General features: G+C 39.5%; 14 protein-coding genes, 1 other RNA gene and 2 pseudogenes. 7 read left to right on the top strand and 10 right to left on the bottom strand.

Features of this window, described 5'->3' with window-relative positions; genetic code table 11:
- Positions 1 to 127 precede the first annotated feature (127 nt).
- From FTU06_RS01510 to FTU06_RS01485, 6 genes and pseudogenes are all read right to left on the bottom strand, one after another.
- Positions 128 to 562 (bottom strand): annotated as a pseudogene (locus FTU06_RS01510) (nitroreductase family protein); the annotation flags it as partial.
- Between the two features lie 42 nt (positions 563 to 604).
- Positions 605 to 2,443 carry an ATP-binding protein gene (locus FTU06_RS01505; RefSeq protein ID WP_306670129.1) on the bottom strand — a complete coding sequence of 613 codons (1,839 nt, stop codon included), beginning with the start codon at positions 2,441 to 2,443 and terminating at the stop codon, positions 605 to 607.
- A gap of 53 nt (positions 2,444 to 2,496) precedes the next feature.
- Positions 2,497 to 3,180 (bottom strand): response regulator transcription factor, encoded by a 684-nt coding sequence (locus FTU06_RS01500; protein ID WP_078188703.1) that lies wholly within the window; start codon positions 3,178 to 3,180, stop codon positions 2,497 to 2,499.
- 227 nt (positions 3,181 to 3,407) lie between these two features.
- Positions 3,408 to 4,187 carry a glutathione S-transferase N-terminal domain-containing protein gene (locus tag FTU06_RS01495; RefSeq protein WP_180073893.1) on the bottom strand — a complete coding sequence of 260 codons (780 nt, stop codon included), beginning with the start codon at positions 4,185 to 4,187 and terminating at the stop codon, positions 3,408 to 3,410.
- A 143-nt stretch (positions 4,188 to 4,330) separates the two neighbouring features.
- The gene (rraA, locus tag FTU06_RS01490) at positions 4,331 to 4,843 is read right to left on the bottom strand and encodes a ribonuclease E activity regulator RraA (protein WP_180059082.1); all 513 of its coding nucleotides are present in this window, start codon (positions 4,841 to 4,843) and stop codon (positions 4,331 to 4,333) included.
- Positions 4,844 to 4,853: 10 nt separating this feature from the next.
- Positions 4,854 to 5,519 (bottom strand): NAD(P)H-binding protein, encoded by a 666-nt coding sequence (locus FTU06_RS01485; RefSeq protein WP_168377555.1) that lies wholly within the window; start codon positions 5,517 to 5,519, stop codon positions 4,854 to 4,856.
- A 215-nt stretch (positions 5,520 to 5,734) separates the two neighbouring features.
- On the opposite strand from FTU06_RS01485, the gene rpsT reads away from it, so the two are divergent.
- Positions 5,735 to 6,001, top strand: coding sequence for a 30S ribosomal protein S20 (rpsT, locus tag FTU06_RS01480; RefSeq protein ID WP_078188707.1), 267 nt, complete (start codon positions 5,735 to 5,737; stop codon positions 5,999 to 6,001).
- 104 nt (positions 6,002 to 6,105) lie between these two features.
- On the opposite strand, the gene FTU06_RS01475 is transcribed toward rpsT, so the two are convergent.
- A complete protein-coding gene (locus FTU06_RS01475; RefSeq protein WP_180144475.1) occupies positions 6,106 to 8,700 on the bottom strand; it encodes a M66 family metalloprotease in 2,595 nt (864 codons plus the stop codon).
- 444 nt (positions 8,701 to 9,144) lie between these two features.
- Here FTU06_RS01475 and FTU06_RS01470 point away from each other — a divergent pair, with 444 nt between their 5' ends.
- Positions 9,145 to 9,588 carry a hypothetical protein gene (locus FTU06_RS01470; protein ID WP_078189203.1) on the top strand — a complete coding sequence of 148 codons (444 nt, stop codon included), beginning with the start codon at positions 9,145 to 9,147 and terminating at the stop codon, positions 9,586 to 9,588.
- A gap of 88 nt (positions 9,589 to 9,676) precedes the next feature.
- Here FTU06_RS01470 and FTU06_RS01465 read toward each other — a convergent pair whose 3' ends face one another.
- Both FTU06_RS01465 and FTU06_RS01460 read right to left on the bottom strand, forming a co-directional pair.
- The gene (locus FTU06_RS01465; RefSeq protein WP_180088419.1) at positions 9,677 to 10,420 is read right to left on the bottom strand and encodes a histidine phosphatase family protein; all 744 of its coding nucleotides are present in this window, start codon (positions 10,418 to 10,420) and stop codon (positions 9,677 to 9,679) included.
- A 69-nt stretch (positions 10,421 to 10,489) separates the two neighbouring features.
- Entirely contained in the window at positions 10,490 to 11,341 is an 852-nt protein-coding gene (locus FTU06_RS01460; RefSeq protein WP_180059080.1) for a 3'(2'),5'-bisphosphate nucleotidase CysQ, read from the bottom strand.
- A gap of 13 nt (positions 11,342 to 11,354) precedes the next feature.
- Between FTU06_RS01460 and FTU06_RS01455 the strand changes: the two genes are divergently transcribed.
- From FTU06_RS01455 to FTU06_RS01440, 4 genes are all read left to right on the top strand, one after another.
- The gene (locus FTU06_RS01455) at positions 11,355 to 12,056 is read left to right on the top strand and encodes an HAD-IA family hydrolase (protein ID WP_180048914.1); all 702 of its coding nucleotides are present in this window, start codon (positions 11,355 to 11,357) and stop codon (positions 12,054 to 12,056) included.
- Positions 12,049 to 12,489, top strand: a complete 441-nt coding sequence (locus FTU06_RS01450) for an RNA-binding S4 domain-containing protein (RefSeq protein WP_180007773.1) — start codon at positions 12,049 to 12,051, stop codon at positions 12,487 to 12,489. Before FTU06_RS01455 ends, FTU06_RS01450 begins: the two co-directional genes overlap by 8 nt.
- Before the next feature lie 146 nt (positions 12,490 to 12,635).
- Positions 12,636 to 13,679 (top strand): recombinase RecA, encoded by a 1,044-nt coding sequence (recA, locus tag FTU06_RS01445; RefSeq protein WP_078193524.1) that lies wholly within the window; start codon positions 12,636 to 12,638, stop codon positions 13,677 to 13,679.
- Between the two features lie 80 nt (positions 13,680 to 13,759).
- The gene (locus FTU06_RS01440; RefSeq protein WP_168377605.1) at positions 13,760 to 14,404 is read left to right on the top strand and encodes a regulatory protein RecX; all 645 of its coding nucleotides are present in this window, start codon (positions 13,760 to 13,762) and stop codon (positions 14,402 to 14,404) included.
- 104 nt (positions 14,405 to 14,508) lie between these two features.
- On the opposite strand, the gene ffs is transcribed toward FTU06_RS01440, so the two are convergent.
- An RNA gene (gene ffs, locus FTU06_RS01435) (signal recognition particle sRNA small type) lies at positions 14,509 to 14,605 on the bottom strand.
- Positions 14,606 to 14,896: 291 nt separating this feature from the next.
- Between ffs and FTU06_RS01430 the strand changes: the two are divergent.
- Positions 14,897 to 15,758, top strand: a pseudogene (locus FTU06_RS01430) (YbgF trimerization domain-containing protein).
- The last annotated feature ends 51 nt before the right edge of the window (positions 15,759 to 15,809 follow it).

Genomic DNA, 15,809 nt, shown 5'->3' with positions numbered 1-15,809 from the left:
TAATCTGGACAAGGTTTTCACGGATGAAAATCTTGTCCAACCCTATCTATTTCAATAAAAACTGCTATAAAAATAGGAACTTATTTTTCGTTCCTTTTTTATCAAAATTGAGTGCTATACGCTGCAATTATTGGAAGATTTTAAAACGAGCTGCATCATCCATATAGCCTTTTTCTTTCGCTTCACCTTCCACTGAACCAAAAACCAATTGAGCACGAAGTTTCCAATGCGCAGGAATGTCCCATTCAGCATGTACTTGTTCATCCACAATTGGGTTGTAATGCTGTAGTGATGCGCCTAAACCTTCGGTGTGTAACGCAGTCCAAGTCGCAAATTGGGCAATGGCAGTTGAATGTTCTGCCCAAATTGGAAAGTTTTCTGCATAAGAAGGAAACTGTGCTTGTAGAGCACTGACCACATCTAAATCTTCAAAGAACAGAACCGTACCCAATCCTGCTGCAAAACTTGCCATTTTACCCGTCGTCTTCGCAGCACTTTCTTCATCTTTTGCATAAGATTTTAATTTGTCAGCGACTAAGCCCCCAAATTTTTCGCTTTCACCAGTAGAGTCTGTTGATATTTAATTATGCTCATTTAGAGATATTTATGCAGCTGATTTTAAATTAATTTCTGTATGAATAATCGTGCAGCCTTGCTGAGAATGAATTTTGAAATTTCCGCCTATCCGTTCTACACGCATTTTCATACTTCGCATCCCAATACTCATGCCATGATTTGAAACACTCTCAACATCGAAACCGACACCATCATCTTCAATGGTTAATAGCAATGCGCCATTTTCGAACTGTGACAGCGTGACATTGACATGATTTGCTTGGCTATGTTTCACAATATTGGTCAGGCTTTCTTCAATCACTCGTATTAAAGTCAGACACTGAATTGCCGTTGGTTTGATCGCCCACTGCGAAGGAATACACCATTTGGCATTCATTTCCACTTCATCCATCAACTGACTAAAGCGATGTCGAACAGGTGCGATCCAGAGCAAAGGTGAATTTGGCACTTTACTGTCTAAAGATGATCCACTATCAATAATTTGCCTTAAATCATCGCGCAATAATTTCAACATCGACAAGAACTGTCTATTTGGAATATTACTTTCACACTGATCAACCAAGATCATCGAGCGCACAATGGATGCGCCCAGACCGTCATGTAGATCATGTGATAATTTAATTCGTTCTTGTAGGCGTACATTACTCAGTTCAAGCTGATGTTTATCGTTTAGGCTACTGCATAATTCATCACTGACTTTCTGAACTTCAAATGCCAAATCATCATTATATTTTTCAATCTTCTGTATATTTCGATTAAGTCTCGCCCCCAAGATCACCACTATAAATAAGGTGATAATCGGTGAAGTAAAGGGTGATAAAGGTGTAAAATTTTCTTTTGGAAAGAGCACCAAGACTGTGATATCACCTATGACTATCACAATTATCGCAGTCAAACAGATTGCTAATAAAATATAGTCTCTTCTTCGTTCTTTGAAACTAATTTTACACAGATAGAGGTAAGTGATAAAAAAGAATGCACAATACAAAAAGAAAATAAGGCTCGAAATATCTGCATTTTGTTCGAATGGCCAAATACATACCACACCAATCAGTGCAGCAGTCAACATTGTAAATGACAGTTCTATTCGTGGAAACTTACGCCCAAGAAAGCGTAAGATATAAATGCTAAAGCACTGAAAGTACAGCATTACAAATATCAGATTAGCTTTGGCAGAAAAAATCGAATCTGGGTATGGAAAGGTTTCAGTAGTCAGAGCATTACTGAGAAATAAAATCCACAACACTGTTGAAAGCGCAAACCAGCCAAAACTGGTATCACGAGGACGCATCAACCAAATAATAAAGCAAATTAGACCCAAGACCCCAGAAAGAAAAATATTTAACTGTAATATGGTTCGACGTGTAAACGTTGTTTTTTCGGCTTGCTCTACCGTTGCCATGACATTGTTAAATATTACTGGACCCAAGCCAGCATTTAAACTCGAGTAACCATACACATAGATCAAAGTTTCATTATGATCATGTTTGATTCCACTTATCGGTAAAATCCAATAGCGTGCAACATTCCAACTTTTAGAAATCGGTTCTTGAAGATTTTTATTGGTCCACAGCAAGTCGCCATTCAGAAAGACTGAACCCGTATTAATGATATAATCAATATATAGTACGATGGGTTCTGCCAAACGGGCATTATTTTTACAGTACCAAGACCAGTCTAGTTTATACCAAGCACCACCTTGATAACCTTCCCAGTCTTTATCTTCTTTCCAACGGTCAGGTAATTGCGTGGTTTTCCATCCCGTTCTGGGTAATTCTTGATTGGATGGTGTCTTCACCCGTGAAATGCTATTCACAGTTACATTACATTGATCATTTACAGGGAAAACTTGCTCTGCATGACTCAAGCTCCCCCATACTAAACAGAGGATAAATAAGAAAAAATATCCTCCTTTACGCATTATAGAATACCCATAGATCTTGCTGTACTCACGGCTTTGGTTCGTTTCGTTACGGCTAATTTGCGATAAATATGTTTAATATGGCTTTCTACCGTATAGCGAGAAACAAAAAGCTGTTCAGCAATTTCACGGTTACTCAAACCTTGAGCAACCAAACATAAAATTTCTTTTTCACGACTGGTCAAGAGGTTCAGGTCTGCTTCATCGGCGACTGTTTGTTCTGGACTTGGCGCTTCGGCTTCGGATATTTGTTTAAGGATTTCTCGTGCAATAAATGGGTCAATCGGCGCCCCACCACGTAAAATACTCCGAATAGATAAAAGTACTTCAGCATCATCACGTTCTTTTAATACATAGCCCGTTGCACCTGCTTTAATTGCGGCAAATAAGCTTTCTTGTGTACTCCATGCAGAGACAACCAAGATCATGGTATTACTTTCGAGGGAACGTATTTTTTCAATAATTTCGATACCACTACCATCAGGCAAACCTAAGTCAACTAAGGCTAAGGATATCGGTTGGGTCTCTACGGCTTGAATAGATTCTTTAACATTTTTGGTGAAGATAAGCTCTTCACGCTTATAACCCAGCTCTGTCAAAATTTGACGTAAACGTAATTGAATAATTTCCTCATCTTCAACGACGAGCACCGGTACGGGTAGTATGACTTCTTGTGGTGACATGATTTTACTTCCCCCGAAAAAATGAAATGTCTTTTACATTAATGAGTTTAATCCTTTTAGGATATCCCTATAATTAAGTAAATTTCTTATTTTTTAACAATTTATTCTAATTCAATTGATGCAGCTATGATGCATTTTTCTTCTAATTTTAAATCCATTTAACATTACAATATGTGTATAGCCATCAGTCTGACTATACACTGCACTTAGCTTAAACTTGAGTGAGATTAGCTCAAATATTGCTTCTTCAGATATTTTACAATTTTTTCAGATTCAAAAAGTTCTACACCAGTATTAGGATCTTTCAAATATGGCACTTGTATATTGTTCCCCATGATTTTTAACACTTGTTCACGCTTGCCACCTTTCAGGGGTACATATTTACCAGGTCTTAAGCGCATTACCGCTAATCCCTGATCTTGCCAACGTTCCTTAGCCACATTATGAAAGATATATGCCAATTCCATTTCAGACAATGCGCTACGTACGATACGTGTATATGGACTCGCTTCAAAACCCCATAGTTCTAAGAGTTGAGTTGGTGCATCACGATGAATGACTTTACGCTGCACCCACACGCCTTGAGCCCCATTAATTAAGGTTCCAACATAGGCAACATACGGAATTTTAGGATAACTGGCATATTTCTTAGGCGTTTGGCCAGTTTTACCATAATGTTTAAATAGATGATGAATAATTTGCTGAGATTCGTACAAACGATCCCCTGTATTGTCATCCACCAAGAAAGGAAATTGTTGTTTTCCACCTAATTTCTGCACGTCTAAACGGTATTTTTTAGCCCCTTTGGGACATGGGTAGACCTCATAATCCAAATTGAGTGTGGTTAGTACTTCTCGTACACGACGACAATACGGAGAACCTTCAAATTCGTAAAGTTTAAGGGCTTTTTCAGGTTGTTTCGGATAAGGCGTCCCATTTGTACCACGTCCGCCCTCTGCTACGCCTGAGAGCAACGCTTGCGCCACTTTTAATTGATGCAACAACATACACTTCTTCCTTTCTTCTTTTATTTCGTATTTTTATACAACAGCCGAGAGTCCTCAGCTGATGTTTGTATTTACTTTTTCACATTTATATCGTCGTGAGCAAGAATCACGCTTTCATTTCACGACTAAAAATTCAAACACGCTTATAAAGCAACCAATTGCTCTTTTGAAACAACAATGCCGTTATTGTCAGCATAAATAAAATCACCAGACTGAATGTTTACACCACCAAAACTTAATGGAATATCTGTTTCACCCACGCCTTTGCGGTTACTTTTTTGTGGAATCGCAGCCAAAGCATGCACACCTAAATCAAGTTCGGCAATCGCATCAACATCACGCACACAGCCGTAAATAATGACGCCATTCCAATGATTGTTAACTGCAGATTCAGCAATCATATCACCCATCAAGGCACAGCGCATCGACGCACCACCATCCACAACCAATACTTTACCCGTACCATCGGTTGCCAATAATTCTTTAACACGAGAGTTATCTTCAAAACATTTGACCGTCATCACCTGACCGCCAAAACTTTTTCGTGCACCATAACTTTGAAAGAATTTACCATCCAACGACGGGATCACCACTTGTAATTCTTTATCTGGATGATCATCAAGTAAATCACAGGTGACGAATGGAACTGTAGACACGGTATTTCCCTCATTTAATTGTTAGTATGCGTAAATTATCATAAATCTCGAACTTTTCAGTCTGAGTTTGTGCTGCATCGACCATAGTATGAGCCACTTGCTGTGCTGTCACTGGCTTAAATTTGAAACGGTCTGGTACAAAATGCGAAAAGCGCATATAAAGTTTCTGTGTCGCATCTTCTAAACGCCGAGATTCATGACGCTCGCCAAGTAACAGCGAAGGCTTTAATATCGAAAGTTGATTTAACTTTAAGGTTTTTAAATAATATTCCAATTCCCCTTTGACTCGATTATAAAAAAATGCGGAATTGGCGTCAGCGCCCATAGCACTAACTATGATCAAATGGGTTTCTGTATATTCTAATAATTCAGCGAAATGTGCATTGATGCTAAAATCGATATGATAAAAATGATCTTTAGACCCTGCTTTTTTAATGGTCGAGCCTAAACAACTAAAGGCATGACTATAATCTCTCACATCATCCTGAGTCAGAGAAAGAAAGTCACTGATCACCATTTGTTGAACTTTTGCCAGTCCATTCAGTTCATGGTCACGCTGACGTACCACAGCCGTAATATTCTTACATCTTGCATTTTGACTGAGCTGACGAACCAATTCCCGCCCGACCAATCCTGTTGCTCCGATGACAATCGCATTCTCTATACTTTTAGTCATTTTTCATACAATCTCAATTACTTTAGACTAATCTAACGTTTTCTTTAAAATTTTTCTGCATCTAAAATGTTGTCAAAGCATGTCAAGACTTGACTTAAGCGCTTAGTTTAATCACAATATGGCACTTGTTTACGGGCTGGTGATAGTTCTTCTGATGTTGGTTTTCAGATGTAATTTCAGCCCGCCCAGACCAATCTATTTCAAGGAGTGCACGAGTGGCAAACTCTGCTCAAGCAAAAAAACGTGCTCGTCAAAACGTTAAAGCACGTCAACACAACGCAAGCTTACGTTCTATGGTTCGTACTTATCTTAAACGCACAGTAGCTGCTATTGCTGCTGGTGATTACGCTGTCGCTACAGAAGCTTACAAAAAAGCTGTTCCTGTAATTGACCGTATGGCTGATAAAGGCATCATCCATAAAAACAAAGCTGCTCGTCATAAGAGCCGTTTAAATGCACAAGTTAAAGCTTTAGCTAACTAATTTGTTGCGATGAAAAAAGCCCTTCTTAGGGCTTTTTTTGTGCCTAAAGATTTTTAAAAGCAAAAAATAAGGTCCTTATTGGACCTTATTTTTCTATCTACAGATTATTTATTAATCAGCTTCATATTCGTCGCTGATAAATATGTCCATAATAAGTTTTGGCTTGCTGTCAAATTTGTCCAACGTTGATTGCCACCATTGGTACAACTATATCGAATTAAATCCGCACGGTTATTCTGCAAACGTCCCGTATTTAAATCCATACATTGACCACTTTGACGAATCGTTGTAGTCGCAGGGTCCATGGTCCAAATTTGGTTGGTTTGGTTTAACACGCAACGTTCTAGCGTCACTTTAGCTGAACCACCGTTGCCTGTAATACATTGATCTGGATTTGACTTACTGTGTATACGACCAATGGCATCATATACCCACTGTTCAGTATCATCCGCAGTACATCCGCTTGGACCACTGATGTACAAATTTAATGCTCCATCAGTTAAGGTTTCAGATTTCAAACAGTTGTTACCATTTTTGATCAATGTCATCTGCTCGAACATACCTTCTTGAGTGACTGAAAGCTTTTTCATAAATGCTTCGAGTGCGCTTTGCGCCTCAGGTACTTGATTGGTTAGGTCTTGTGCATACACATTCATCCAACGATTTAGTCGGTATGCGGTGTTTTGTTGCGACTCATAACGGGTTAATTGCTGACGCGCCACACTATTCATCAATGACTTGTCATTTTTATATGACTCATACAGCATTTTTTCAGTTGGATTAAGAGCAACAACAGCATTTGCAGCTTGCGCTTCCAAAGCACTTTCTAATTGAGGAAGCTCGATAGCACGCAAAGCACTATAACCATGCTGACGTCCAATTTTGACGGCCGGCTTGATCGCTGTGCTGTAAACTGGAATTTCAATATTTGCTAATAATTTGGCTTCTTCACCTGCTTTTTTACAATATAAATTGACCTTCTGTGGTTGATCTGCCAAAGCTAAATTGACATGCAGTTTATTGGCATTACTACCTAGTCGTACAGGTGCTAAAGCAATATTGTTGACTTTATTCGTGTATTGCACATTCAACCAACATGCCGCTTGATCCAAAGCGGTATTGGCAGCATTTAAGTCATACACATTACCCCAGTTTGAACGTGCCGCAGGATACAACAAACCAACTTGATTGACCGGATCATAGCCCCCTAAAATGGTAATGACAGGCTGACCAAATACTCGTGGTCGTGGATAATTTTGATCTGCGTTATACCAAACCGGAGCCGTAGAATTTGGCATCTTCGGTTGAGCGACTTCCATTTCACGAGTGGTTTTATTCCACTTTTTGTAGCCGGTAGGTGATGTTTCATCCCAGACATAACGGTCAAAGTGCGGTTGAATTTTCAGGAATGTACTGTAGCCCGTGTAATGCGTATATCGTGATACATTACTATCGGTATATCCGCCAGACATGGCATCTTTACCGTATGGGAACATATTTTTAAAATTAGGGATCCCATTGCTACCATCCCACTTCCATGTCGCCGTCCACGATAAATTACCGCGCATCATATGACGGTTAGCAATATAACCCCATCCACTATCCGCATGGTGTGCAGCCCAAAATAGGTTGTCACCCACCTGACCAGGGTAATGCCCTAAACCATAGTGATGGCCAATTTCATGGCTAAATTCATTCCCTACAGAATCATAAAGTGTCAGCATACCATTACCACCACTCAGGCCATGGGTATGCACACCATTGGCATAGTTCCCCTTCGTATGATGGACAACTACTGTTTGGGTTAATTGTGGCTGGCTTTGATTGGCCATAGATGCACTGGTAATACCCCAGTTGGCAAGGTTTATACCAACACTAAACGTTGATTTACCAACATCCTCACGCATGTCTCCTGCATAAACACCACCATCTCCGGCACTTTTACTGTCATAAATAACACCTGAGGAAACCATTGCACGTGTTAACTGCATATCATCATATTGTGCAACCGTCATTTCTGCTGCAGGAATGGTTTGGAAATAATCTGTACCTGCTTTTTCAGGCTCAAGCAGCATATAGTGACCGGTAGAATTTGGTTTATCTGCCAACATACCAACACGGATATTATTTAAAACCAATTCACCTGGTGCAGCAAAATCGATTTTATCCTCAGCCAATTCACCGCTGACTTTATTTGCGTCGATAAATTTTAATCTTAGACCAGGTTTAACTTCATCCCAATTGAGTTTCGTAGTCCACGCACGTTTACTGTACCAAACATCTGGACGACCTCTTTGCCCACTCTGGTCTGAAATAGGCATGTGCGTTGGATCATCCAATGTCGCGGTACGAACTAAACGATTGTTTTGATAGATTTCTACTTTGAGTTGCTTGATGTTTTGCATATCAAGTGTTGGCGTCACGATAAGCAGCGCTTCTTTTTCACTGGTTAACCGTGGCATTTTCTTGGCTTCGTTTGCATTCGGATCGACAACATGACTTTGACCAAATTGAACTTGAGCTGAAAAGCTGCCGACTAAATCATTTCGTATTTCACGAACAGCATCATTGGCATCGTAGTCATAAAAACCAATGCTTGTTTCATCGACTATATCTTGGGTCGGTTCTGGATAACTGGCAGTTGATGCAGAGCTACTTGAACTATCATCACCACCTCCGCCACCACAAGCAACTAACATTAATGACACAATACAAATTGATAACTTGTTATATGAAAAACCTATCACACTTTTCACTACTATTCCCCAATTAGCCACAAAAAAATCCAATTAAGAGACTTACATAAAATATATAAATCAATAAGTTAAAACAAAGTTAATGCTATTTTCTTTTTATTAATCATTCAATTGTCAAGTTTTGTCACTTATTAACAATTCAAATTAAATCTAAATATTTTGTATTGGCAGAATCACGATTGGTGTGACAGGTACTTCACTTTTCAACTAAAATTAAGATGTAGGCCTTTAAATACAATCGTATATTCCCGACAAAAATTGTCAGGATATTTTTAGAAACTTTGTAAATAAAAATTTTTAGAAATGGTTTAATCCCATATATTTTTTATGGTATTTTAATTTTCATCCTAGGCAGCCATTGCTGTACAAATGAAAAGAGGGATGAAAATGTCGATTAACCAATTTTTGCCATCATTAGAAAAATTTGCAGAAGCAGAACATCAATATATTGAATATTTTACATCGAAAGGTGAAAAAGACATTTTAGGTAAAGTCATTTCAAATATGAAATCAACCGCAGAGATTCAAGCCTCTCAAGGCGTGGACTCATGGTTAGCATATGGCGTGTATTTACCTGCTGTAGAACGCATCTTTGCGCTGCATCAAGGGGAAACAGAAGCTGAATTTTTTGAACGCACACAATATCCAGTTGAACTCGTGCAAGCGTATAGTATTAAAGATCATGACATTGCGACATTGATTGCTGCAGACAAATACAGTCGAATCCACCAACAACATCTACCTGTCAATACTAGTCGCTGGCCTTATAGTGACGACGGTTCAAGTATTGATTTAAATCAGTATCCCGCACGAATTAAAGCCAATATTTAATCTTTTATTTAATGAAATATTGAAGCAGATAAAAAAGGCATCCCGTACATGGATGCCTTTTTTAAATATTTTGTATGCGCAAAAATACTTAAAGTTGCTGTTCAGCCTGCTGAAATTCACGAATATTTAATTCATGTAGTTCACCACGCCAAATCCATTTCAGTTTAGATTCAAGGAATACATCTCCTTCAAACCAAACAAATAGTCCTTCCATCATTTTCGGCCAGTCTTCGCGTGTCACGATATTTTTACCTGAAATAATGGCAAGAATTGCAGCCAAAATCGTGTCATGACTCACCGCTAGACTCAGCCCATAATCATTGGTTGGATGAGTGTTGTAAATCAACTCCAATACATCTACTACCCCATGAATGGGTTGTTTCATACCCGGCAAAGCATTATTCACAAAACTATTGATAAAGCCTAAAGCACCTTGCTTTTGAAAGTATGGTCCTGCTTTTTTTATATCGAGCACAAAACTTCCCGGCTCGACCAATAATCCTTGTTCAATGATCTCGATATGGTGGGTATTCGGTTCAATCGTGACGTTATCTGCACCTTGAATCATCAATGCCGCCGTATCCACACAGCGCTGAATTGGACTCGAAATACAGTGCTGAATAACACGATCGGTATTTTCAACCAAATAGCTGCCCCACGCTTCGGCTAAATCACGTCCTTGATGGGTCAGTTGCAAGTCATAACCGGCCAAGCCTTGTCCTTGTACAACTTCACGAATGGAATGACGTGTAAACAATGTTACAGGCGTCTTTTCATCCGGCAATAAGTCTATTGCTTTCAGCATACTAGGAGGGAGCAAATCTAGGGCCATAATTGACAGTTCTTAAATGCAGGAGATTTAACGGAGTGTGCTGACACTATAGCATGAACCCGATTTAGCTCAAGTTTTGTCAGGCATGTTTGCCAAAGCATTTAAGGCCAATTCTTTCATTTCGGCATTTTTAAATGCAATAAATCCACCATTTAATAAAGTCGTGCGTTGGTTATATAGAAATGCGCGACCTTTAAAATCAACCAAACCACCACCAATACGCTCGATTAAACATTGTCCAGCGCTGGTATCCCATTCACAAGTCGGATGAAAACGCGGATAAATATCCACTCGATCTTCTAACATCATACAAAACTTATATGCACTACCAGCATGGTAGGCCTGAAAAGGAGTGAGTTTTTCTAAAGCGTCTAGATAGTCCGTATAAATCGGCTTATTTTTGGCACTTTGACTCAAGCCAACGTGTACGACACTCTCTGCAGAGGTTTGAACATATTCATACCATGCAGTGGACTGGCTATCATATTTCAGCGGCAGTCCCGCAAAGGGGCAAATATATACGCTATATTCCCCCGGGATCGCCAATATGGCAAAAGTGGTATTGGCCCCATCTACCAAACTCAGATTAATGGTAAATTCAGGTCTTTTATGTAAAAACTCTTTGGTACCATCCAAGGGATCAAGCAGCCAAAATTTTTGCCATTGCATACGCTCAGACTTATCACCTTCTTCTGACAATACAGGCAAGTTAGAAACTTTGGATAATGCTTGGGTAATATAGCTATTTGCACGATAGTCCGCCTGCGTTACCGGTGAATCATCACTTTTACGTTCCACATCAAAATTCGCTCCTGAGCAATAACGCTGATATTCTTCTCGCAAAATTTCGCAAGCTTGTGTCACAATGGGAACCAACTGCAAAATCAGTGGGTCTTGCGGTGCTGTTGTTGTTTTAAACATAGAATACCTTTATATGCCAAATTACTCAGAAAAGCCGACGATCATTTTCGATATGGACGGTACTTTACTCGATCTTGCTTATGATGATTTCATTTGGAATGAGCTGCTGCCAATTCGTTATGCTGAACAGCATCAATGCTCACTCGAACAAAGCAAGCAAACGCTATTTAGTTTTTATCAACAGCATAATCATACCCTAAAATGGTACTCATCTCGCTTTTGGACGTCACAAGTTGGCGTTGATGTTTTGGCAATGCAAATAGAACAAAAAGCCAAAGTGGCTAAACGCGAAGGCTGCATTAAGCTGCTTACCTATCTAAAAGAAAATGGCTATCCTATTTGGCTTGCGACCAATGCCGACTTTGCAGGCTTACAATTCAAACTCGAAGAAACCGGTCTTCGTGATTATTTTGATGTTATCGTCAGTTCAGAAACTCTCGGTCATGCCAAAGAGTTTATTGAGTTTTGGCAAATATTAGCAAGCAAACACCCCTTCGATGCAAAAAACTGTTACTTCATTGATGACACAGAAAAAGTGCTCAATGGTGCAAAACTTTTTGGGATTGAACAGCTCTATTCGATTCAGCAACCTTCATCTGCCAAAGCGCCTCGCGAGACTTGCAATTACCCAATGCTGTCCGCATTAACAGATTTAATCCCTATTTTAGAAGCTCAAACGACTGAGCAAGCCGAGGAACAGAAAAAATATGCGTAAATCAAATCTATCCGAAGATGCGGTTGGTATGCGTATAGACAAATGGTTGTGGGCTGCACGTTTTTTTAAAACACGCTCTATTGCCAAAAATGCTATTGAAGGCGGTAAAGTTCATCATAATGGCGAACGCGTTAAAGTCTCTCGTGAAGTTCGTGTAGGCATGGAATTAACCATTGCACAAGGCCTTGAGAAAAAAACCGTGGTGGTGAAAGCACTGTCGGATGTTCGTGGGCCTGCCCCAACCGCTCAGCTGCTTTATGATGAAACTGAGGTCAGTATTGCAAAACGGGAATTGCTCGCATCACAAAGAAAGTTGCATAATCTAGCTCGGCCAGATCATCGACCAAGTAAAAAAGATCGTCGAGATATTGGTAAATTTAAAAGAGAAAATGATCAACAGTTTGACCAGCAATGGTCTTATAATGATGATTAAGTTAAAAGCGTCACAACATGTCGCACCTGTTGTGATTTTCATAGAACAAAAGGATGATTTCTGTCACTATACCCTCGTGGAACAGATTTAAACTGAATACATCCACTTGAGTATATTGTTTCGTGACATCGTATTGAGGTTGTAAGATGGATGATAATAAAAGCAAGGCGTTAAATGCGGCCTTAAGCCAAATTGAAAAGCAGTTTGGTAAAAACACCGTTATGCGTCTTGGTGATAACACCGTACAGGCAGTTGAAGCTGTCTCTACAGGTTCTTTAACATTAGATATCGCACTAGGTATTGGTGGTTTGCCTAAAGGTCGTATCGTAGAAATCTACGGTCCTGAATCTTCTGGTAAAACGACTATGACATTACAAGCTATTGCACAATGTCAGAAAGCTGGCGGTACTTGTGCATTCATCGATGCTGAACATGCATTAGACCCTCAATACGCACGTAAACTTGGCGTAGATATTGATAACTTACTTGTTTCACAGCCAGACAATGGTGAACAAGCACTTGAAATTGCAGACATGCTGGTACGTTCAGGCGCCATTGACCTGATCGTAGTCGACTCCGTAGCTGCACTTACCCCACGTGCCGAAATTGAAGGCGAAATGGGTGACTCACACATGGGCTTACAAGCTCGTCTGATGAGCCAAGCACTGCGTAAAATTACTGGTAATGCAAAACGTTCTAACTGTATGGTGATCTTCATTAACCAAATCCGTATGAAGATTGGTGTAATGTTTGGTAGCCCAGAAACCACAACTGGTGGTAATGCACTTAAATTCTATGCGTCTGTACGTTTAGATATCCGCCGTATTGGTCAAGTGAAAGAAGGCGACGAAATCATTGGTTCAGAAACCAAAGTGAAAGTTGTGAAAAACAAAATGGCTCCTCCATTCCGTGAAGCAATTTTCCAAATTCTTTATGGTAAAGGCGTGAACCATTTAGGTGAGCTTGTTGACCTCGCAGTACAACAAGAAATTGTTCAAAAAGCAGGTGCTTGGTATTCATACCAAGGTGACAAGATTGGGCAAGGTAAAAACAATACCATTCGCCACTTAGAAGAACACCCTGAACTTGTGCAAACCATTGAAAAACTGATTCGTGAACAACTTCTGACTACAGGTACAGCACCTGTAGAAGACAAAGATGAAGAAGAACCAGACTTTTTAGATGCTTAATCACAGCATGTTTTAAAAGCAGACGAAACGCCCTACGGGGCGTTTTGTTTTGCATTCAAAATTTGTATTAAAATGACCCCATGACTAAAGACCATTTTCCACTCTTGCTTGATTATGAAGCACTGAAACAACAGTTTGCAGAAGCTGAAGAAACTACCTGCGTAAATCATGCTGCACAAACTGACATTCCGCATGACAATGCTTCGGTGATCGATCACACTGCATTGCATTTTGATGCCAATGGTAAAGATGTTCATACTGAAAAAAAACCAGGATTGCGCGGCTCTCGTTTACGCTCCTACGCCTTTGCAGTACTCACACGTAAAGAATACTCAAAAGCGGATTTAATCGAGAAATTAGCACTGTATGCGGATAGTCGCGAAGAAGTCATACACTTGGTGGAAGAACTCGCACGTGAGAACTATCAAAGCGATCAGCGTGTAGCAGAAATGCTGTTGTCGAGTCAAAAACGTAAAGGTAAAGGTCCCAACCGTATAAAACTCGCGTTAAAAAATAAAAAAGTAGACAGTGAATTAATTCAGGATGAATTAAAAGAAACAGATTGGGTCGCTGAAGCCTACCAGCTCAAGATCAAAAAATTTGGCAAAGCTGTTGAACGTGATCCAAAACAAAAAGCCAAACAAATACGTTTTTTACAATATCGAGGCTTTGATCTCGATACGATTTTTAAAGTGATTTCACGTAAAGAATTTGATGACGAATAACAAAGATATAGATCTAAATGAAGAATTAATAAAACTAAAATAAATAAGAATCTAGGATTGAAAAAATGAGATGAAGTTTAATTTATTATTAAAACTGGTGGCAACCCTACCAGCAAGACTTCGGCACATCATATTTCTACTACCGTTGCTACCTTCCGGTCCTGGCGGGGTTTGTAGAGTACAATTGCGAAGTAACCGGCAGGGCTACCATTGCAAGAACAGAGTATAGAGATTTTTAATAAACATGCAAGACTAAAACCAAGAATTCCTGAGTAGAAAACACTGTTTGATTATTTATAAATCAATATGATGGTCGATGATGTAGAAAACGTGAAACTTCATCACTGTATTTTTACTTTAATACACAACAAGATTGTAAAAGCTTATTGCAATTCAGAACTTTGGCGTTTTTAATGTGCTTATCGTTTTATCTAAAGCAGTCTGTAATAAAACTATTCAATACGGACATGCTTGCAACTACATGGAATTTTTATGATGTTTAAACAGCATGTATTGTGTGCCCTTACATTGACTTGCTCAGGTACGCTATTTGCCAATATTCCAATTGAATCTCGCGGTTTGAGTGGCGCAGATAATGGCACTGTGTATACAGCAAATAATACAGCCATTCAAACAGGTGCTGGCTCTACCCCTACGCCAACCAATTTGAATTGGCAGCTCATGCAGAAGAACCAACAGCTCGAAAATGAATTGCGTAGCTTACGCGGTAAAATGGAAGAGCAAGACAATATTATCGAACAATTAAAAAGTGAACTTACAAACCGCTATGCAGATTTAGATCAACGTTTAGAGCTACTCCAACAAAAAGTAGATCCGAGTGAAGACACAGAGGCTGCGGAGGATAACCAACAAGGTACTGCACCCAGTAGCAGCTAATATAGCCCCTACACCAGCTAAACAACCTACGACCCAAGCAACATTAAGCTCATCTGCAAAACAACCTGTAAATACAGGCGGTGACTCACTTGAGCTCGAGAAAGCAGCTTATACCGTTGCTTTAGATGCATACAAACAAGGTGGTGCGAAAAAAGCCATCGCACCGATGAAAAATTTTATTAAAAATAATCCTAACAGTGTTTATATTAGCAATGCATATTTTTGGCTAGCTGAATTCAACCTTGCTGTTGAACCGACTAACTACGCAGAAGCGAAAAAGAACTATGGTATTGTAGTAGATCAATACCCTGAGTCGACTCGTGCACCTAGAGCGTTATATCAACTGTATAGCATTGCAAAAGACGTAGATCGAAACAGCAGTTTAGCAACGCAGCTCAAAACCAAGCTTACCCAAAAGTATCCAAAATCTGAAGAAGCAGGCTTTGTTAAAAAATAGGACTTTTTTTAACGCAAAAAAAAGACACCTTATAAGGTGTCTTTTTTTATT

The organism is Acinetobacter sp. YH12052, assembly GCF_013419835.1.
In the GTDB taxonomy this organism is placed as follows: Bacteria; Pseudomonadota; Gammaproteobacteria; order Pseudomonadales; family Moraxellaceae; genus Acinetobacter; species Acinetobacter amyesii.
This window is presented reverse-complemented; position numbering and strand designations above follow the sequence as displayed.

What these genes read in the sequence shown, in the direction of transcription:
- FTU06_RS01500 (WP_078188703.1), bottom strand. Translation starts at nt 3,180, where the DNA reads ATGTCACCACAAGAAGTCATACTACCCGTACCGGTGCTCGTCGTTGAA.
- FTU06_RS01495 (WP_180073893.1), bottom strand. Translation starts at nt 4,187, where the DNA reads ATGTTGTTGCATCAATTAAAAGTGGCGCAAGCGTTGCTCTCAGGCGTA.
- FTU06_RS01485 (WP_168377555.1), bottom strand. Translation starts at nt 5,519, where the DNA reads ATGACTAAAAGTATAGAGAATGCGATTGTCATCGGAGCAACAGGATTG.
- FTU06_RS01475 (WP_180144475.1), bottom strand. Translation starts at nt 8,700, where the DNA reads ATGTTAGTTGCTTGTGGTGGCGGAGGTGGTGATGATAGTTCAAGTAGC.
- FTU06_RS01470 (WP_078189203.1), top strand. Translation starts at nt 9,145, where the DNA reads ATGTCGATTAACCAATTTTTGCCATCATTAGAAAAATTTGCAGAAGCA.
- FTU06_RS01465 (WP_180088419.1), bottom strand. Translation starts at nt 10,420, where the DNA reads ATGGCCCTAGATTTGCTCCCTCCTAGTATGCTGAAAGCAATAGACTTA.
- FTU06_RS01460 (WP_180059080.1), bottom strand. Translation starts at nt 11,341, where the DNA reads ATGTTTAAAACAACAACAGCACCGCAAGACCCACTGATTTTGCAGTTG.
- FTU06_RS01455 (WP_180048914.1), top strand. Translation starts at nt 11,355, where the DNA reads ATGCCAAATTACTCAGAAAAGCCGACGATCATTTTCGATATGGACGGT.
- FTU06_RS01450 (WP_180007773.1), top strand. Translation starts at nt 12,049, where the DNA reads ATGCGTAAATCAAATCTATCCGAAGATGCGGTTGGTATGCGTATAGAC.
- recA (WP_078193524.1), top strand. Translation starts at nt 12,636, where the DNA reads ATGGATGATAATAAAAGCAAGGCGTTAAATGCGGCCTTAAGCCAAATT.
- FTU06_RS01440 (WP_168377605.1), top strand. Translation starts at nt 13,760, where the DNA reads ATGACTAAAGACCATTTTCCACTCTTGCTTGATTATGAAGCACTGAAA.